The sequence below is a fragment of the Arthrobacter sp. Dra40 genome, from assembly GCF_059091905.1.
The window spans coordinates 1-18,507 of the sequence record NZ_JBNHHB010000104.1 but is presented as its reverse complement, the minus strand read 5'-3'; the positions used below and the strand labels follow the sequence as shown (position 1 = coordinate 18,507).

The 18,507-nt window shown below is 66.5% G+C and carries 15 protein-coding genes; 9 read left to right on the top strand and 6 right to left on the bottom strand.

The window, feature by feature from the left end; all coding sequences use genetic code 11:
* From AC5RWT_RS24995 to AC5RWT_RS24975, 5 genes are all read left to right on the top strand, one after another.
* Positions 1 to 641 (top strand): DUF6421 family protein (locus tag AC5RWT_RS24995; protein ID WP_494082540.1); only part of this gene is annotated, 641 nt, incomplete at its 5' end.
* A 1-nt stretch (position 642) separates the two neighbouring features.
* Positions 643 to 1,446, top strand: coding sequence for an SDR family NAD(P)-dependent oxidoreductase (locus AC5RWT_RS24990; RefSeq protein WP_494082539.1), 804 nt, complete (start codon positions 643 to 645; stop codon positions 1,444 to 1,446).
* A 49-nt stretch (positions 1,447 to 1,495) separates the two neighbouring features.
* A complete protein-coding gene (locus AC5RWT_RS24985) occupies positions 1,496 to 2,563 on the top strand; it encodes a threonine aldolase family protein (protein WP_494043962.1) in 1,068 nt (355 codons plus the stop codon).
* Positions 2,564 to 2,646: 83 nt separating this feature from the next.
* Positions 2,647 to 3,276: a DUF3000 domain-containing protein gene (locus AC5RWT_RS24980; protein WP_494043963.1), complete on the top strand. Its 630-nt coding sequence runs from the start codon at positions 2,647 to 2,649 to the stop codon at positions 3,274 to 3,276.
* A 116-nt stretch (positions 3,277 to 3,392) separates the two neighbouring features.
* Entirely contained in the window at positions 3,393 to 4,874 is a 1,482-nt protein-coding gene (locus tag AC5RWT_RS24975) for an HRDC domain-containing protein (RefSeq protein ID WP_494082538.1), read from the top strand.
* On the opposite strand, the gene AC5RWT_RS24970 is transcribed toward AC5RWT_RS24975, so the two are convergent.
* Positions 4,785 to 5,852: a DMT family transporter gene (locus tag AC5RWT_RS24970; protein WP_494082537.1), complete on the bottom strand. Its 1,068-nt coding sequence runs from the start codon at positions 5,850 to 5,852 to the stop codon at positions 4,785 to 4,787. The genes AC5RWT_RS24975 and AC5RWT_RS24970 overlap by 90 nt on opposite strands.
* Positions 5,853 to 5,989: 137 nt before the next feature.
* Here AC5RWT_RS24970 and AC5RWT_RS24965 point away from each other — a divergent pair, with 137 nt between their 5' ends.
* Complete coding sequence (locus tag AC5RWT_RS24965) at positions 5,990 to 7,264, top strand: thiolase family protein (RefSeq protein ID WP_494082536.1); 1,275 nt, start codon at positions 5,990 to 5,992, stop codon at positions 7,262 to 7,264.
* A complete protein-coding gene (locus tag AC5RWT_RS24960; RefSeq protein ID WP_494082535.1) occupies positions 7,261 to 9,387 on the top strand; it encodes a 3-hydroxyacyl-CoA dehydrogenase NAD-binding domain-containing protein in 2,127 nt (708 codons plus the stop codon). The genes AC5RWT_RS24965 and AC5RWT_RS24960 overlap by 4 nt, the downstream gene beginning before the upstream one ends.
* Before the next feature lie 127 nt (positions 9,388 to 9,514).
* On the opposite strand, the gene AC5RWT_RS24955 is transcribed toward AC5RWT_RS24960, so the two are convergent.
* From AC5RWT_RS24955 to AC5RWT_RS24945, 3 genes are all read right to left on the bottom strand, one after another.
* Positions 9,515 to 10,717 carry an MFS transporter gene (locus AC5RWT_RS24955; protein ID WP_494043968.1) on the bottom strand — a complete coding sequence of 401 codons (1,203 nt, stop codon included), beginning with the start codon at positions 10,715 to 10,717 and terminating at the stop codon, positions 9,515 to 9,517.
* A gap of 99 nt (positions 10,718 to 10,816) precedes the next feature.
* Positions 10,817 to 12,508 carry an amidohydrolase gene (locus tag AC5RWT_RS24950; protein ID WP_494043969.1) on the bottom strand — a complete coding sequence of 564 codons (1,692 nt, stop codon included), beginning with the start codon at positions 12,506 to 12,508 and terminating at the stop codon, positions 10,817 to 10,819.
* A 453-nt stretch (positions 12,509 to 12,961) separates the two neighbouring features.
* Positions 12,962 to 14,065, bottom strand: a complete 1,104-nt coding sequence (locus tag AC5RWT_RS24945) for an oxidoreductase (RefSeq protein WP_494082534.1) — start codon at positions 14,063 to 14,065, stop codon at positions 12,962 to 12,964.
* A gap of 829 nt (positions 14,066 to 14,894) precedes the next feature.
* Here AC5RWT_RS24945 and AC5RWT_RS24940 point away from each other — a divergent pair.
* Complete coding sequence (locus tag AC5RWT_RS24940; protein ID WP_494082533.1) at positions 14,895 to 15,143, top strand: hypothetical protein; 249 nt, start codon at positions 14,895 to 14,897, stop codon at positions 15,141 to 15,143.
* A 471-nt stretch (positions 15,144 to 15,614) separates the two neighbouring features.
* On the opposite strand, the gene AC5RWT_RS24935 is transcribed toward AC5RWT_RS24940, so the two are convergent.
* Positions 15,615 to 16,076, bottom strand: coding sequence for a DUF5956 family protein (locus AC5RWT_RS24935; protein WP_494082532.1), 462 nt, complete (start codon positions 16,074 to 16,076; stop codon positions 15,615 to 15,617).
* 553 nt (positions 16,077 to 16,629) lie between these two features.
* Complete coding sequence (locus AC5RWT_RS24930) at positions 16,630 to 17,862, bottom strand: saccharopine dehydrogenase family protein (RefSeq protein WP_494082531.1); 1,233 nt, start codon at positions 17,860 to 17,862, stop codon at positions 16,630 to 16,632.
* A gap of 395 nt (positions 17,863 to 18,257) precedes the next feature.
* On the opposite strand from AC5RWT_RS24930, the gene AC5RWT_RS24925 reads away from it, so the two are divergent.
* Positions 18,258 to 18,507: DUF1990 family protein (locus AC5RWT_RS24925; protein ID WP_494082530.1), on the top strand; the 250-nt coding region annotated here is incomplete at its 3' end.

Below are 18,507 nucleotides of genomic sequence, written 5' to 3'. Positions count from 1 at the left end.
ACCGCACGCACATGCGCGGCGACCTGCCATTCGACCCGTTCATGATCAAGCAGCGGATGCCGTACTTCCTGTACTCGCTGGAGGAACTGCGCTGCGACCTGACGGCCTTCCGGGAATCCGTGCGCCTGTCCCACGATGCCACGGCCTCCGACGAGGTCCGCAAGCACGCCCAGCTGGTGCAGTACGCGGTGCTCTTCGACCGGATCTTCCGCTTCGCCATCACCGGCAACCGGGTGCGCAACTACGACGGCCTGGGCGGCCAGCTGCTGTTCGCCTGGCTCCATCAGCACCGGGTGCTGCACTGGACGGACGGCCAGCTCTCCATCGACTGGGACAACGTGGCGGACGCCGTGGTGGCCCTGGGCCACGAGATCGAGGAACTCTACTGGCGTTCCATCGACCGGCCCAAAGTGGCCCACTGGCTGGCCGCGTACCAGATGCTGACCAAGACGCTGACCCCGCATCCGGCCTCGGTCTGGGCCAAGGGCCCCGACGCGCTCCCGCTGACCGGCCTGCCGCGCGAGGTGACCGACCAGGTGATGGACGACGAGTTCCCGCTGTCCATGTTCTACGAAGCGCTGTCCCGGAAGATGAAGCCGGTGATCGAGTCCACCTCCGGGATTACCGGGGAGGCGGCCTGAGATGGCCGGCGGCCCGCAGTCCGGCACCGGCGAGGCGCCCGTCAGCTCCGACCAGTTGCTGGCCGCCGCGCCCGGTCCCGGCGCGCTTGCCGGCCTGAAAGTAGTGGTGGCCGGTGCCTCCGGCGCCTCCGGCCAGGCCGTCACCGCCGCCTTGACCGGCGCGGGTGCAACGGTGCTGGCGGTGGGCAGCAACAGGGACCGGCTCACCGCCGCCTACGGGAAGAACGACGCCGTTGCCTCCTTCGAGTGCAACCTCGCCGACCGCGCCGCGGTCGACGCGCTGGCCGATTCGATTGCCGCACAGCACGGCGGCGCCGACGGCCTGGTCCATCTGGTCGGCGGCTGGCGCGGCGGCAAAGGCCTCACCGGCCAGTCGGACGACGACTGGGACTTCCTGCACCGGCAGCTGATCACCACGCTGCGGAACACCACCCGCGCCTTTTACGCACAGCTCGAGGCGTCCGGCTCCGGCCGGGTGGCCATTGTCTCGGCCACCGCCACCGAATCCCCCACCGCATCCGGCGCCAACTACGCCGCCGCCAAGGCCGCCGCGGAGAGCTGGATGCTCTCGGTGGCCGACGGCTTCCGCCGGAGCCAATCCGGGCGCAAGGAGGATCCCGTCCCGCAGCGCTCCGCCGCCGTCGTACTGGCGGTCAAAGCGTTGCTGGACGATTCCATGCGCCGGGCCGATCCGGCAAAGTCTTTCCCCGGCTTTACCGACGTGGCGGACCTGGGCCGGGCGGCCGCCGCGCTGTTCGTCCTGGACGGGTCTCTGCTCAACGGTGCGCACATCCGGCTGGCCTGACCCTGTGCCCGCTGTGACGGCAACCACCGATTAAGGAATACTGAAACACGTGACTGATTCCCCCTTGCTTTCCGGCTCCCTGCACGACACCGACCTGCGCGGCTTTGCCTCGGACAACTACTCCGGCGTCCACCCCGAGATCCTGACGGCGCTGGCCCATGCCAACACCGGGCACCAGGTCGCCTACGGCGAGGACGCGTACACCGCACGGCTGCAGCAGGTGATTGCCGGCCACTTCGGCGAGGCCGCCCAGGCGTTCCCGGTGTTCAACGGCACCGGCGCGAACGTCTTGTCGCTGCAGTCGCTGCTGCCGCGGTGGGGGGCCGTCATCTGCGCTTCCACCGCCCACATCAATGTGGATGAGAACGGCGCGCCCGAACGCGTCGGCGGGATCAAGCTCTTGTCCGTGCCGGCCGACGACGGCAAGCTCACCACCGAGCTGATCGACCGCGAGGCCTGGGGCTGGGGCGACGAACACCGCGCTCAGCCGCTGGCGGTGTCCATCACGCAGAGCACCGAACTCGGCACGCTCTACAGCATCGAGGAAATCCGGGCGATCGCCGACCACGTGCACGAGCGCGGCATGAAGCTGCACATGGACGGGGCGCGACTCTCCAATGCGGCCGCCGCGCTGGGCACCGACCTGCGCAGCTTTACCACCGACGCCGGCGTGGACATCCTCTCGCTCGGCGGCACCAAGAACGGCCTGCTCTACGGCGAATGCGTGGTGGTGCTGAATCCCGATGCGGCCCACGGTCTGCCCTACCTGCGCAAGATGAACATGCAACTGGCCTCCAAGATGCGGTTCATCTCGGCCCAGCTCATCGCCCTGTACGAAGGGGACCTCTGGTTGCGCTCGGCCTCCCACGCCAACGCCATGGCCGCCCGGCTGCGCGCCGCCGTCGAGGGCACCACCGGGCTGTCGCTGACCCAGCCCACCCAGTCCAACGCGGTGTTCGCTGCGTTGCCGCCGGGAGTGGCCGACCGGTTGCGGCAGAAGTTCCGCTTTTACGACTGGGACGAATCACGCGGCGAGGTCCGCTGGATGTGCTCGTTCGACACCACCGAAGAGGACATCGACGCTTTCGCCGCGGCCATCCGGAGCGAGCTCTCCTAGCCAGGTTCCGGTTGCGCCCGGTTACCGCGGCTTTTTCGGCGCGCCTGCCTGACGTCCTGCGGCGACAGGCCTAATCTGGCACTGTGAGTGCGATTGATCTCTCAGCAGTGCCGCCTGAGTTCCTGCGGGCACTGTCGGCCTTGCGCCAAGCGCAGTGCCGGAACGAACTGAAGCTGGAGGAAATCCCGGCTCCCTCGCGGTTGGCCCCGTTCGCCGTGGCCCTCGGCGCCGAAGTGATCGCCCAGCCCGGCCCCCGGCCGCTGCACGGACCCGTGGTTACTCCGCTGGAGACCCCCGACGGGCAGGAACTGGCCACCGGGCGGTTCATCCTGCTGTACGACCCGGAAGGCTCGCCGGTCTGGGACGGCACCTTCCGGATTGTCACCTATATCCGGGCCGAACTGGACGCTGATATGGGTAACGACACCATGCTCGGCTCGGTTGCTTGGGACTGGCTGGTGGAGGCCTTGGAGAACCACGGCGCCCCGTATCGCAACGCCGGGGGGACCGCCACCCGCATCCTCTCCGAGAGCTACGGCACGCTGAGCGACCGGCAGGACTCGATCGACATTGAACTGCGTGCTTCCTGGACGCCGGCCTCCGCCGACATTCGCTCCCATTTGGAGGCCTGGAGCGACATGGTCTGCACCTACGCCGGCCTGCCGCCGCTGCCGGACGGAGTGACCGCCCTGCCGAACCGCCGTCGGAATTAGAGAACCGCCTGCTTAACCGCCGAGCCCATCGAAACCGCCGCCGGGCCGGCAACACGAACGCTTCCGACACCATATATTCGGCCCACCGTAAACGGCTGGCCTAAACTGAACGGATCATGAGCTCCTTGACTTCGGACGCGTCCGGGCACGACGGCCCAGACCAGAGCACTTCCAACGACGCCGCTGAACCCCAGGAGCAGGCTCCCCAGCTGATCCACTTGGAGGCGCCGCGCGAAGGCGTCCCCTTGGTCATCGCCACCGAGTCGGGACTGCAGCGGGCCGCCGCCGCCCTGGCAGCGGGCACTGGACCGGTCGCCATCGACGCCGAGCGGGCCTCCGGCTTCCGCTACGGGCAGCGGGCGTTCCTGGTCCAGTTGCGGCGCGAGGGCGCCGGCACCTGGCTGATCGACCCGGAGCCGTTTGGCGACCTGAAGCTGCTCAACGACTCGCTGCGCGGCGTCGAGTGGATCCTGCACGCCGCAACCCAGGACCTGCCCTGCCTGTCCGAACTGGGCATGTGGCCGGACAAACTCTTTGACACCGAACTGGCCGCCCGGCTCGCCGGAATGCCCCGAGTGGGCCTGGCAGCGGTGATCGAATCGCTGCTCGGCTTCACCCTGGCCAAGGAGCATTCCGCCGCCGACTGGTCCACGCGCCCTTTGCCCGAGCCCTGGCTCCGGTACGCAGCCCTCGACGTCGAGGTGCTCGTCGAGCTACGCGAGGCCTTGATCGCCAAGCTGAAAGACGCCGGCAAGCTCGACTACGCGCTGGAGGAGTTCGAGGCCGTCCGCACCGCACCGCCGTCGCCGCCGCGCGTCGACCCGTGGCGCCGAACCTCCGGCTTGCACCAGATCCGCGACCGACGGCAGCTGGCCGCCGTGCGCGAACTCTGGACCGAACGTGAAGCGCTGGCCGCCAAGCGCGACGTTGCACCGGGCAGACTCATTCCGGACTCCGCCGTCGTCGCCGCCGCCAAGGCCATGCCCGCCACCGTCCCGCAGCTGCTGGAGACCCACGGTTTCCACGGACGGGCCGCTCAGCGTGAGGCCCCGCGCTGGCTGCGCTGCATTGCCATGGCCCGGAACCAGACGGACCTGCCGCCGCTGCACCTGCCCACCAATGCTCCCCCGCCGCCGCGTTCCTGGGCGGACAAGGACCCGGCCGCCGCGGCCCGGCTGCAAACCGTCCGGCCCCGCCTGGCAACCCTGGCCGAGCAGCTGGACATGCCGGTGGAGAACCTGCTCACCCCCGACTACCTTCGCCGCACCGCCTGGCGCCCGCCGGAGCCCATCACGGTACAGACCGTGGACGCCGCGCTGGAAGAGCTTGGCGCGCGGCCCTGGCAGCGCAAGCTCACCGCCGGCTTGCTCGCCGAGGCCTACGCCAACCCGGAGCCGCTGGCAGTGAAGGAACGCGAGGAAAAAGCCAAAGACACCGACGACGACGGTGCCCGCCCCTCGGTGCGGCGGCGGCCTTCCACCGCGACCGCCGCCAGCGCAGTCGCGCCGTCAGCGTCCCCCGGTGCCGCGGTCCCGTCCGCCGGTGCCGCTGCCGGCTCCATCCGACGACGCCGGCGCGAACGGCGTTCCCCCGCCTGACGCAGCCACCCGCGCTCGATCCTGCCGGGAGCGCCGTGGCCGCCGTCCGGGAACGGTCAGGACGGCCAGGCTGGCGATGATCAGGAGGATCCCGCTCCAGCCCTGCAGCGGCAGCCGTTCGCCCACCACCAGCACCGCCAGCACGGCCGCCACCACCGGCTCCGCGAGGGACAGCGTGGTGGCGGTGCTTGCGCGCACCCGCGCCAGACCGAGGCCGAAGAGCACGTAGCCGGCGAACATCGGCACCAGGGCCATGTAGGCGCCCACGGCGGCGTTGCCCCAGGATGCCAGCAGCGGCGACCCCGTGGCCAGCAGTACCGGCATCAGCAGCAGCCCTCCGGCGCCGAACATCGCGCCCATGGCGGCCCGGGCCGGCACGCCGCCGCCGATGATCCGATGGGCGGCCCAAGAATAGAGGGCATACGTTAATCCGGCCAGCAGGCCCAAGCCGATTCCGGCCAAGGTGCCGCCGCCTGCCGCGTCCCCTGAACCGCCGGCGGCATGGCCGCCGCCGCCTTGCGCCGCAGCGAAGCACAGCAGCGCGGTCCCGGAAAGCCCCGGCAGGGCGGCGCCACCCCAGCGCACGCTCAACCGATGCCGGTCGAAGGCCCGCTCGATCAGGGCAGAAGCAAGCGGCGCCGAACCGATGCTCACCACCGTGCCCACGGCAACACCGGCCAGATGCATCGAACTGTAGAAGGCCAGCGGATACACAGCGACGGCGCCAAGCAGCACCAGTTTCCACTGACCCTGCAGTTGAAGACGGGCGCGGCCCAGCGGCCGCAGCGCGGTCAGCGCCTGGAGCAGGCCGCCCACCCCCATCGCCACGGCGCCAATCGCGAGCGGGCCGGCGTTGGGCGCAAACGTAGCGGCGGTTCCGGTGGTCCCCCACAGCACCGAAGCCGCCAGCACCAAGAGCGCGCCCGCGACCGTACCGGGATGCGCCGAGGTCTGCCGGGGCTGCTGCTGGAGATCCATAGCTCCTTGCCGGGTCGCCATGAGAGCCAGCCTATCTGCCGCACTTCCCGCCGTCCCTGCCTGCTGCCACTTGCTGGGTAAGTTACCGGCGGGTAACATGTGGCTGATACTGTGTCCCGCATCTCATGGAGGTTCCAGTGAGCCCTACGTCCGCGCCCCGCGCCCTGCGTGATGTCGTCTTCGTCGACGGCGTACGCACTCCGTTCGGCAAAGCGGGTGAGAAGGGCATCCATGCCGGCACTCGAGCCGACGACCTGGTGGTCAAATGCGTCCGTGAACTGCTGCGCCGCAACCCGTCGCTGCCGCCCGAGCGGATCGACGACGTGGCCATCGCCGCCACAACGCAGACGGGCGACCAAGGGCTGACCATCGGCCGCACTGCGGCGCTGCTTGCCGGGCTGCCCCGCTCGGTGCCCGGCTTCGCAATCGACCGGATGTGCGCCGGCGCCATGACGGCGGTGACGACGACGGCCGGCGGCATCGCCTTCGGCGCGTACGACGTGGTGGTGGCCGGCGGCGTGGAGCACATGGGAAACCACCCGATGGGCCAGGGCGTGGATCCGAACCCACGGTTTGCCAGCGAGCGATTGGTGGACCCCGCCGCGCTGAACATGGGCAATACTGCGGAGAACCTGCACGACCGCTTTCCCGCCATCACCAAGGAACGCGCCGACGCCTACGCCGCGGCCAGCCAGGCCAAACTCGCAGCGGCCTACCAAGACGGCAGGATCCAGCCCGACCTGGTGCCGGTCGCCGGTCGGAAGCCGGGCGAAGGGTGGTCGCTGCACAGCGCCGACGAGCCGCCGCGTCCCGGCACCACCCGCGAGGATTTGGCCGGGCTGCGCACCCCGTTCCGCTCGCACGGCAGGGTCACCGCGGGCAATGCCGCCGGCCTGAACGACGGCGCCACGGCCTCGCTGCTGGCGTCCGCGGAAGCCGCCGCGGAGCTGGGCCTGCCCGTGAAGATGCGTCTGGTCTCCTACGCCTTCGCCGGGGTGGAACCGGAGGTGATGGGCATCGGCCCGGTCCCCGCCACGGAGAAGGCCCTGAAGATGGCGGGCCTGGACATCGCGGACATCGGATTGTTCGAGATCAACGAGGCCTTCGCGGTGCAGGTCCTCTCCTTTTTGGACCGCTACGGCATCCCCGACGACGATCCCCGCGTCAACCGCTATGGCGGGGCCATCGCCGTCGGGCACCCGCTGGCCGCCTCCGGCGTGCGGCTGATGACCCAGCTCGCCCGCCAGTTCGAAGACGACCCGTCGGTCCGTTACGGGCTGACCACCATGTGCATCGGGCTGGGCATGGGCGGGACCGTGATCTGGGAGAACCCGCACCACGCAGACTATTCGGGCCGCAACCGCCAGCCAGTTGCCGCAGCCGCCGTATCCGCAGGAGAGGACCACGCATGACCGCCGCCGACTTCACCGCCTTGGCCGCCAAGTTCCCGGACGAGACCGTCACCCACTCCTACGTCCGGGACGTGGAGCTGCCCGGGGCCGGGACCTTGGCCCTGCTGACCCTGGACAACGACCTGGACCACCGCAAGCCCACCACACTCGGACCGAACACCCTGGTCGAGCTGGGCCATGCGCTCGAAGGGCTCAAGGCCCGGGCCGCCGCCGGCGAGATCTCCGCCGTCGCCGTCACCGGCAAGCCCTACTACCTCGTGGCGGGCGCGGACCTGGGCAGCGTGGGAAAGCTCACCGACCCGGAAGACGGACGGGCCATGGCCCGGCTGGGCCATGACGCCTACGCCACGCTCGCGTCGATGGGCGTGCCGACCTTCGCCTTCATCAACGGTGCGGCCATGGGCGGCGGGCTGGAGATTGCGCTGGCCGCCGACTACCGCACCGTCTCCGCCGGCGCCAACGGCATCTCGCTGCCGGAAGCCTTCCTGGGCCTGATCCCCGGCTGGGGCGGCGTCTACCGGCTGCCCCGGCTGATCGGCCCGGCCCACGCGGTAAAGGTCATGATCGAGAACCCGCTGAGCAACAACAAGATGCTCAACGGCGCCGCCGCCTATCAACTGGGCATCGCCGACGCGTTGTTCGAGCCAGCGGATTTCCTGGAGCAGTCGCTGGCGTGGGCCGCGCGGATCCTGGGCGACGACGACGCCCGCCGGCAGGTGGCCGCACGCCGCGCAGAGACCTCCGCGGCCACCGAAGCGGACTGGGACCAGGCCATCGCCGCCGGGCGCACCTTCGTGGAAGCGAAGACCTCCAACGCCGCGCCGGCGCCGGCCAAGGTGCTGGACGTCATGGAAGCCGGCCGGGGCAAAACACAGCAGCAATCCGCCGACCTCGAAGTCGAAGCCCTCGCGGAGCTGATGCAGACCCCGCATTTCCGCGACACCGTCTACGCCTTCCTGGAACTGGTGCAGAAGCGCTCCAAGCGTCCCGCCGGTGCCCCGGACCCGCAGCTGGCCCGGCCGGTCACTAAGGTGGGCGTGATCGGCGCTGGCCTGATGGCCAGCCAGCTGGCCCTGCTGTTCGCCCGGCAGCTGAAGGTGCCCGTGGTCATGACCGACATCGACCAGGCCCGGGTGGACAAGGGCGTTGGCTACGTCCATGCAGAGGTGGACAAGCTGCTGGCCAAAAAGCGGATGACCCCTGATGCGGCCAACCGTACCAAGGCCTTGGTCACCGGGTCGGTCTCCAAGGAAGCCTTCGCGGACGCCGACTTCGTGATCGAGGCGGTGTTCGAGGAACTGTCCGTCAAGAAGCAGGTCTTCGCCGAGGTGGAGGCGGTGGTCTCCGCGGACTGCATCCTGGCCACCAACACCTCCTCGCTCTCCGTCACCGAAATGGCGGCGGACCTGCTGCATCCGGAACGCGTGGTCGGCTTCCACTTCTTCAACCCCGTCGCCGTCATGCCGCTGCTGGAAATCGTGCGTGCACCCAAGACCAGCGACGAAGTCCTCTCCACCGCGTTCGTGCTGGGCAAGGCGCTCAAGAAGACCACCGTGCTGGTCCAAGATGCCGCCGCCTTCGTGGTGAACCGCGTGCTGCTGCGGCTGATGGGCGAGGTGTCGAACGCCTTCGACGAAGGCACCCCAGCCGAGGTGGCCGACAACGCGCTGAAGCCGATGGGCCTGCCGATGACGCCGTTCACCCTGCTGGCCATGGTGGGCATCCCGGTGGCCCAGCACGTCACCGAGTCCCTGCATGCCGCCTTCGGCGAGCGCTTCCGGGTCTCCGCCAACCAGCAGCGGCTCATCGACCACGGCATCAAGTCCCTGTGGGTGGCGGACGACCACGGACGGCAGGTCATCCCCGAGCCCACGCTGGCGCTGCTGGAATTCGGCGACTCCCCCAGCACCTCCGAGCAACTGCTGCGCCGCACCCAGGACGCACTCGCCGAGGAAATCGGGCTCATGCTGGACGAAGGCGTGGTCGCCGCGCCTCAGGACATCGACCTGTGCATGATCATGGGCGCCGGCTGGCCGCTGCACCTGGGCGGGATCACCCCCTACCTGGACCGGGTCGGCGCCTCCGAACGGGTCAACGGCCGGAAGTTCCACCCCGGCCGATAGCACTGACCGCCGCGGTGCGCGCCGTCGTCGTTGTTCTGACGGAGGACGACGACGGCGCGCAGCCCGTGCGAGGGCGCACCTCGCCGCCGGCAGGTGCGCCGACGGCGAGGTGTGCCGACGTGTTGGGTCAGGAGCGGGCCGGGCGCTGGATAGCCATCGCGCATCCCATCGAGACCAGCACGGCGATGACTGCCAGCAGCAGCATGCCGCCGAAACCGCCGCCGGAGGACTCGATCAGCATGCCGCTGACCACCGGACCGATGGCGAAGCCCGTACCGATCATCAGGTTGGTCGAGTTCATCACGTGGCTGCCGCCGATGTCGGACAGGGACGCAAGCAGGTACGGAAGGATGAAGGTCCATGCGAACTTGAAGACCAGGGCGGCGAGCGCGAACCGGATGAGTCCCGGTGCGCCGAACAGCAGCGCCACGCTGCCGCCCAGCGCCAGGTAACCGATCAGCAGGAACCATTTGCGCTTCGGGCTGTCCCCCAGGAAGGTCGCCACCAGCGGCGCCGCAATGCCGGGAATCGTGGCGATGGCCAGCACCAGGCTGGACGTCGAGAGATCGATGCCTGCGCCGCCCGAAATCTGCGCCATAAAGGACCACACACCGCTGAGGCCGACGTAAAACAACAGCACAGCGGCCAGCCCGATCACGAACTTCACCTTCGAGCCAGCACGGGCGGGATTCTTCTGCCCAACCGCGACATCAGCTGCGGCCGGGACATTCGCTTCCGCTGTGGCGCGGCGCAGCATGTCTCCGTCGATCATCCGCACCACGGGCAGGCAGCACGCCGTGAGGGCGGCCATCGTCCAGTAAATGGCGGAAACGTTTGCGTCGGCATACAAAACCGGGAACGCAAACAAGATCACGGCGCCCATCAGCAGCTGGAACACCACAAAGACGCCGAAACCGCGGCTGGGGTTGGCCGTCTTTCCGCTGAGGGTCAGGATGATGACCGTGATGGAACCCGCCGCCAGCGACGTGATCACGCGGGCGACTATCAGGAGCGCGAAGCTGTCCAGGAAGCCGGAAGCCAGGTTGCCGGCAATGGCGATGGCGGCGCAAACGTAGGTGACGGTCCTCAGGTTCAGCCGGTTCAGCCACAGGTAGGCCGGCACGGTGGCGAGGCTGAAGGCGCCCAGCTCGAGCGAGAACAGCATGCCCAGCTCGGTGGGCGTCAGGCCGAACTGCGCTATCAGCTTGCCCGCGATCACCGGCGCGATCAGCAGCACCATGTACAACACGGCGCTGAAAACGGCGATGTAGGTGTAGATTCCGCGGTCGGTGCCAGCGGCAGGCCGCGCGGAAGTCAGGGTAACGGACATCAGTGTCCTTTCGGATTGGATATAAGAGATGGTGGCTTTGGCCGGCAGGCCCAGCGGAAGCCACCAGGGTGATTTGTGCCGTTCAGCGGAACACAGGGATTAGTCGCTGGCCTTGTCCGTTTCCGACGGTGCGGATTCAGGTGCGGCGGCGTCGTAGACCTTGCGGCCGGCGAACCAGGTCTGCCGTGCGCTGATGTAACGCACCTCGTCCACGGGGACGTCATGGGGGTTGTGCGTCAGCACGATGAAATCAGCAGACTTCCCCGGTACCAGCGAGCCGGTGACATCATCGAGCCCCATAGCCTCGGCGCTGGCCGTGGTGTAGATGCGGACGGCCTCGTCCACGGTGATGGCTTGCTCTTTCCATAGCGTTCCCGGAAATTGGCCGGTGGGGTCCTGCCGGGTCACCAGACCGTAAATGCCTTCCCACGCGTTTGGCGAGACACTGACCGGCCAGTCCGAGCCGCCGGCGATCCGGGCACCCGCGTCAAGCAGACTTCTGTTTGGCTGCATCTTCGACGCGCGCTCCGCGGGCAGCACGGCAGCGATCGCCTCCGAGATCACCCCGGGGAACCACAGCGAGGGCGAGATATCGGCGGTAACGTTCAACTGCGCAAAGCGGCCGATGTCGTCCGGATGCACGAACTGTCCGTGCGCGATGTGGTATTTTGGCTCGGTGTAGCCCGCGGCCCGCACCTTTTCAACGGTGTCCAGGACCAGCCGAACCGAGGCGTCGCCGGTGCAGTGGATCTTGGCGGAGATCCCCCGTGCGGCCGTACTCATCAGCCATTCTTCCAGCTCCGCCGGATCCATCGTGGTCCCGCCGCAGTGGCACTCGGGGAAGCCGGACACCGGCAGGTAAGGCTCGATGAAGGCCGCGGTGCCGGCCGGCGGAACGCCGTCGAGGAAAATTTTGATGAAGTCCGGCCGGTGATGGCGCGAACGCGTTTCTTCACGGTGGGCAATGATCCCCTCACCCAATGGCTGGGTGCCGAAAATGAAATCGTTAGCCTGCATGGAGGACACCACCCAGGCATGCAGCTCGCCGTCGTCATCTAGTTGTTTGAGGGCACGCATGAGTGGGAGCGATGCAGCTGCGTCTTGGAACCCCGTGACCCCGTAGGAATGCAGGATCTCAATGCCGCGCGCGGCCGCCTGTGCCAACTGCTCTGTGCTCACCGGCTGCAGGCGGGCCAGTGTCTGCTCCACGATCACGCCACCGGCCTCTATCAGCACCCCGGTGGCAGCCCCGGACTCATCGCGCAAAATCTGCCCGCCAGCGGGATCGGGCGTGGCCGCCTCGATGCCGGCCAGCTCCAAGGCTCGCGAATTTGCCCACCGGTTGTGCTTCGAGTCGTCTTTGAGCAGGGCAGGGCGGCCGCCCGTTGCCGCATCCAGTCGTGCCAGCGCGTCCGCCGAGTTCATTTCGTTCATCAAGCCGGAGCCCCAGCTACCACCGACTACCCACTCGTCCGGTTCGAGTCCGGCCGCGTAGGAGGCAATCGCTGCCAGGAAGCGGTCCAGGTCCAGCGTGGGCGGCGCGTCCAACTCAAATAGATCCATCTGACCGGCGATCATATGGTGGTTGTGGACGTCCATCAGTCCCGGCATCACGAAGGCGCCGCCCAGATCGACGGTGAGGGTCTCGGGCCCGCGCAGTTCCTCGGCCCGCTCCCCTATCGCCTGGATGAGGCCACCCCGGATCGCCATGGCCGTGGCGCGGGGCGTATCCGCATCGAGGGTCTCGATCGTTCCGTTGATCAGCACCACATCAGCAAACTCTTCGGCCACGTCTTGCTCCTCGTTGTTGAATCGATTAGTCAGTCGAGCATTAGAGTATGGGTGACCCGGGCCATTCGACTTGACTCTCAGAGCATGACGTTTGATTTCTACGGCAGGAGAATTACAGGCCGGCCGGCTTCCGCGATCAATTGTCGTCGTCCTCTCATCGACCTGGACGTTTTACAGGTGCTAATCCGCCGTGAGGAATCTGGGCTCGAAAGCTGTTTGGAAGGGGCGATGACCTGTTCCGCACAGCGGTGATCCTTGGGATGACGTCCCTAGGGGTTCCTTTTGTGCGTTCGTCCGATGGGCGATTCGGGGAAGCCGAAGATGCCAAGAGGTCTGATTGAAACCGACGTGGACGGGCTTTGATGCCGGGCAAAAACAACTGCGGTTTGGGCCCACCGTAAACGCTTGTTCGCCGCGTCGGTACCTTCGCGCTCCCCAATGTGGAAAGCCGTCTTAGGAGAGCAGCTCGAGTTCCCAGTCCTTAAGGTCGGCCACCGGCGCGAACAGGCGCGCGTCGATCTCGTCGAGGGGCAGGCCGTTGCGGACGCGGTTGGGCCAGTCCCTGTTGCCCAGAGCAGCCTTCCCCAGGGCGACGACGTCGGCCGCGCCGTCGACCAGCATGGACACGGCCGTCTCCGGGTCGTCCAGATGGCCGTTGGTGATCACCGGAAGCCCGGAGTGCTGTTTGGCCAGGGCGGCCAGCGAGGCGCCCTTGTCGCCGAAGGCCGGGGCGTAGGCCTTGTACTCGGTGGTGTGAATGAAGTCGATGCCTGTGGCGGCCAGGGTGGAGAAGATGACGGCTGCCTCCTCGGCGCCGCCGGCCCACCGGTGGTCGTGGTCGCTGACCTTCGACTGGGAGATGCGGATGCCCACGCTCGTCTCCGGACCCACGGCCTCGCGCACGGCGCGGGCGATCTCCGCGGCGAAACGCACCCGGTTCTGCGGCGAGCCGCCGTACTCGTCGGTGCGCAGATTGAGATAGTCGGTCAGAAACTGGTCCAGCAGGTAGCCGTTGGCACCGTGCACTTCCACGCCGTCGAACCCGGCGTCCTTTGCGCGCAGCGCGGCGGCCACGAAGCCTTGGAGGACCTCCTCCATCTGCTCTCGGGTGATTTCCGCGGGCACCCGGTACGGGCCCTCGCCGCGGTAAAAGCCCAACTGCTCCCCCTTGGGGGCGACCGCCGAGGGGCCGATCGTAGAGTCCACGAAGCGGCTGCCCTGAGCTTGGGACCCGGCGTGCATGAGCTGGGCGAAGATCGTGGACTCGGCCGCGTGGACGGCGTCGACGACCGTCGCCCACGACCGCGCCTGCTCGTCGGTGGCCAGACCGGGCTGGTACAGATAGCCCTGGCTGTACGCGGCGTCAGGGTAGATCCCCTCGGTGATCAGTAGCCCGAATCCGCCGCGCGCGAAGGCCTCGTAGTAGGAGACCATTTTCTCCGTCACCATCCCGTCCTCGGTGGCGCTGATGCGGGTCATGGGGGCCAGCGCCACACGGTTGGGCAGCCGCGTGGAACCGATCTGCAGGGGTGACCAGAGCGGGGTGAGGTTAGTCATGATGATCTCCTTGCATTTTTCCCAAGGCCGGGGTCCACCTGTATTGACAGGTTTACACCGGCCCGAATGAGTCGGCAAAAAGTCAGTAGATCTGCGCCCTGTGCTTGTAGCACGGGCGCCGCAGTACTGACAGATTCGGGCATTTCACACGCAACGCTCCAACACCTCTCATCTGTGCTGGAGAAGGTCTAACCTTCCCAGAGGCAGCGGCAGCAAAGTTTCCGCTGCCCACAACCGGGGACAATTCCCATGGGTTATCTACCGCTACTGCGCCCAAGGGAGCTCTCCCAACGGCTCCCAAAAATCCAACCGTGGATAACCCGGATATGCATTGGTCTGAATGGCCGACTGGTGGCATTGCTCCAAGCTCTCTCAGCCCTCGAGCTGCCCGACCCCCGGTTGGCTGGCGCCCCCAGCCACGCGGAGTAAGTCTCTCTGTCCGGGGTATCAGCGCGGCAACGAAAAAAGTACAAGCGTCCCGCGTGGCGGAACAAGGCGGTGGCTGTGGTCTGTCTTGTCCCATTGATCGCGACAGATCCCATTTCTTGATGCGACAGATCCGTTTTCCCGATTCGCCGGAATAGGACATGACAATCACCAACTGGACAGTCTCTTGAGGCGGCCAACTGTCATGTAAGCCGGCCTTTAACACCACACCTTTTACACTCCCTCTCCTCCCGCGTCGCGAGGAGTAGGTGAGCCTGACTGATCATCGTATGCAACAACTTTCGGCTAACGACACGCTGGTCAAGTCGGGAACATACTGAATGGCGGGAGGCGCTAGGGAGCAAGCGAACCGGCATAATGCCAATAAGCGAAAGGTGAGACGATGGCGGCAGTCGTGATCCCAGGGCGACCTACTGCTGGACCAATCGCGGCGGCGGTTGTGATTTTGGCTTCGTTGGTCCTCTTTTTCGTCACCGACAACGCACTTGTGGTTGTCGCCGTAGCTGGTGCCGTGGTGTTCTCACTGTTCGGACTACAGATGTCCAAGTGGTACTGGATCCCGTCTAGCCTTGGCCCATTGCTGCTGCTCTTGCTGCTTGCGCTCATGATTCCCATGTGGACTGGAGGCTAAATGGTCGAGGTTCGGGAACCCCAAACAGGGTTCCCAACCCTACGTCCCTGCCTCCGCGAAGGCCGATAGCCGAGATTCTCTCTACCATGGCGTAAGGCCGATAGGGACATCGCCCCTCGATAGAGGGCAGGTACGTCCATGGGGTACACCAGCGAGCGACCAAGGCTGAACCACTCATCCGGGCATCGACAGGCTGCCGCGCAACCCCGGAGCCCGGTATGGAGGTCAAGCCCGACTTGACCTTGAACTCCATGGCCGAATTCGCCGATGCTGCAGTCCCAGAAGACGCCAGCTCAACCTAAGTGTGCCTGCTTTCGGCCAACCACACCCGCGCAGGAACCAAAGGCGCCCACACTCGTCCGGTCCCGCAAGGCGGTCCCCCACCGCGACAAAGATTAGCGAGGGCTCATACAGGGCCGGCATTCCGGCTCCTCTCAACATCGGCGGCGGCCAACGCTGAAGACCAATTGCTTATCCCCGGGTAGGGGGCGTGTTTTCCTGTTCTCGGACGTAGAGGTCTGTGATGGCCTGCTCGACTGCCGGTGCCAGATAGCGCGGATTACCGGATAGCCCGTGCAAGGACATCACGGCCCGGCTGGCGGCGTCATCGACCGCCGCCATATCGAGGCCGTCCGGCAGGCGCAGGAACCAGCGGTAGCCCCGCGGCCGAGGCGGCAAGCCAGCATCTCTCAAGTAGGTGTCGATGTCGTCCTCATTGGCGCGGATATCATCCTCGGTGATCGGCTCTTCCCAAGAATCGACGGCGCCGGCCGACTTCTCACAGCTGACCTTGACCTTTTCGGTGCGGGGGCCCATCAGCTCACGTCGAACATTGTCCGGGCCCGCGAACCAGGAGATCATCGCGTCCCAGCCTGTCTCAGCGATTTCGATCCAGCCGTCCGTTCGGGGCCCTTCAGGGATCTGCTCCCACATCTTCAATCGCCTTTTGTTGAGGGCTTAGCAGGGGCAGAGGCCCGGATGCGTTGATTATCCTATCCAGACACCTGCCATGGGGCGACAGCTACGGGAAGTAGCAGCGTGCAGTACCCTTCGATTGACAGGCTCGGTCGAAAAACCATCCGTTCCATAAGCCGGTCCTCCACCGCGACACTAGGTCTTGAGGACTTATGCATTGGCTCGAATGGTCAACTGGTGGCTTTGCTCCGAGCCCTCACAGCCCTCGAGGCATCCCCTAACTGCTCCCGCGAGACACGTTCGGACATACTCACGGTTATCGGCCCTTAAAAACGGGCAGAGGGAGTGGCTGCTCAAGGGCTCCGCGACTTGGAGGAGAGTGCTGGTCTGGACTCAGGGCGTGAAGGTGCGCGCCGGGGCGGCCCAGGGTTAAAAGCCGATTTGGAAGCATCGCTGGTCGCGATCATTAGATGACCCTGGCATACTCCCTCGGCGAAATCCCATCGGGCCGCTAGTCGGACTGGTCCAGTCAATGATTGCCCCGTTATCAGGGGACCTGCAGGATCTGGGTTCAGGCGAGTTTGGTTACCTGGTAAGTGTGGCCGGCCGCACGGAGTCGCTGCATGAGCACGTTGCCGAGTGCAGTGGCCGGTGTTAGCGACCCTTTCGCAGTCGGCAGCCGGTCACCGTCGAGGGCAAGAGCGAGTGCAGTCTCCCCTGCCATCACGGCGGTGGCGGCATAGCCGGGATCGCCGGGGCCAGCAGCAATCGCCTGGTATCGGTGCCCGTTCTTGGCGCGGGCGGTTACCTGGGAGTGGAACCAGCCCGCGCGCTGCGTGCTGGTGCTCGGACCCGAACCTGGTGACGGAAGACAGCGGTCGAGCACTCCCCGGGTCGGCGGGAACGCCATCGCGCCCGTGAATGCCCGGAGCCCGAGTGCCATTGCCCTGGCGATGACCGCTCCTGCCGGTCCGCGGGCTACCCCCATCACCTCGCCGTACTGAAGGGAGCGGCCGTAGGCCCAACCCTGCAATGCGTTGCTGCGGCGCACTGTCCGAGTGTTGACCGCGGCCATGATGAAAGGCGCGGTCCAGGTGCCGTCATCGGAACGGCGCACAGGACCGGCGTCGGGAGGCTGTTGTGTCGTCGGCTCCCGTGTGCGGTCGGGGCTCAGAGCGTAGGGGTCCGCGGCTAATGACCGCAGGGCGGTGCTCGATCGCATCGCGTCGAGCTGCCCGCGCATCGACTCGAGCGTGCCTCCGCTGATGCCGCCCTTGGCCGTAGCAACGAGTTGGACCTCGACCAAACCGCCAGCGCCATCGGCTTCTGCTGCCTGATGAAGCAGCAATACAGCGAGGTCGGACGGCACGGAGTCGTAGCCGCAGGAGTGCACGATCCGGGCCCCGCTCGTCCTGGCCAGAGCGTCGTAGCGATCGATCGCCTCCCGGACGAAGGACACCTCACCCGCGAGGTCGGCGTAGTGGGTACCGGCCCGTGCGCAGGCGTCGACGACAGGTAATCCGTGTTTCGTGTATGGACCGACGGTTGTGAGAAGCACGCGCGTGCCCGCGGCCAGGGCAGCGATCGAGTCCGCGTCCTCCGAGTCGGCCTCGATGAGGGCCCATCCGTGTGCCGCGACCGGCAACTGCGACCGAACCGCCTCGAGTCTGGACCTCGACCGGCCCGCGAGTCCGACTCGCATGCCGGCCGGTGCATGCTCCGCGACGTAGCCGGCGATCAGTCGGCCAACGAAACCCGTCGCTCCGTAGAGAACGAGGTCATGTTCCCGGGATGAGTTGTCCATAACTGCAGCCTTTCACAGCGGCAACTCCAAGCTGACACACGGCTCCTTGCTTTGGTCCTCGGGTACCGTGAGTGGTCCTGCGTGGGAGACTGGCTCGCGTTCCGTGTGTTTGCCAGTTCAGGTACACCCCAACCTGACGTCCGGAAGAGAGTTGAAAGACGTCAGGATAGGGTTCTAATCTGCAATTCCTGACGTCGTGAGACTAGAGTCTCAGATTTCACTCTGACCTGTCAGCGGAAGTCACTGCTATGGGACCTACGATTGCCTGTGGGACAGGGAGCCCCCGGTTCAAAGGCTGTGCAAAAACCGACCTCGTGGATTAGCAATCACTGGTCTACATGTAGACGAGAATGAGGGTCAACTGAGAATAAGTGCAGGACGCGAAGGGAGGCCGCATGACGAATCCGGCTTCACCGGGATGGCCTAGTAGTGACCGCGAATATCGTCGATCCGAGGTTACGGCGCTTGTGGGAAGAGGCGACGCCAAATGGGAGCAAGCCGCTTTCGATGTGCTCCGATGGAAGGTGAAAACCGCGAGTGGCTTTTCGGTAGATGCACCGGGCCCGGTCTCGCAAGGTGACGACGTGATTGTCACAGCGAACATTTGCGGGGTCACCGTTGTTGAGCCGGTGGAAGTCGTATCTG

Coding starts and splice junctions, on each gene's coding strand:
- AC5RWT_RS24970 (WP_494082537.1), bottom strand. CDS start 5,852: ATGGATCTCCAGCAGCAGCCCCGGCAGACCTCGGCGCATCCCGGTACG.
- AC5RWT_RS24975 (WP_494082538.1), top strand. CDS start 3,393: ATGAGCTCCTTGACTTCGGACGCGTCCGGGCACGACGGCCCAGACCAG.
- AC5RWT_RS24940 (WP_494082533.1), top strand. CDS start 14,895: ATGGCGGCAGTCGTGATCCCAGGGCGACCTACTGCTGGACCAATCGCG.
- AC5RWT_RS24945 (WP_494082534.1), bottom strand. CDS start 14,065: ATGACTAACCTCACCCCGCTCTGGTCACCCCTGCAGATCGGTTCCACG.
- AC5RWT_RS24960 (WP_494082535.1), top strand. CDS start 7,261: ATGACCGCCGCCGACTTCACCGCCTTGGCCGCCAAGTTCCCGGACGAG.
- AC5RWT_RS24955 (WP_494043968.1), bottom strand. CDS start 10,717: ATGTCCGTTACCCTGACTTCCGCGCGGCCTGCCGCTGGCACCGACCGC.
- AC5RWT_RS24990 (WP_494082539.1), top strand. CDS start 643: ATGGCCGGCGGCCCGCAGTCCGGCACCGGCGAGGCGCCCGTCAGCTCC.
- AC5RWT_RS24930 (WP_494082531.1), bottom strand. CDS start 17,862: ATGGACAACTCATCCCGGGAACATGACCTCGTTCTCTACGGAGCGACG.
- AC5RWT_RS24935 (WP_494082532.1), bottom strand. CDS start 16,076: ATGTGGGAGCAGATCCCTGAAGGGCCCCGAACGGACGGCTGGATCGAA.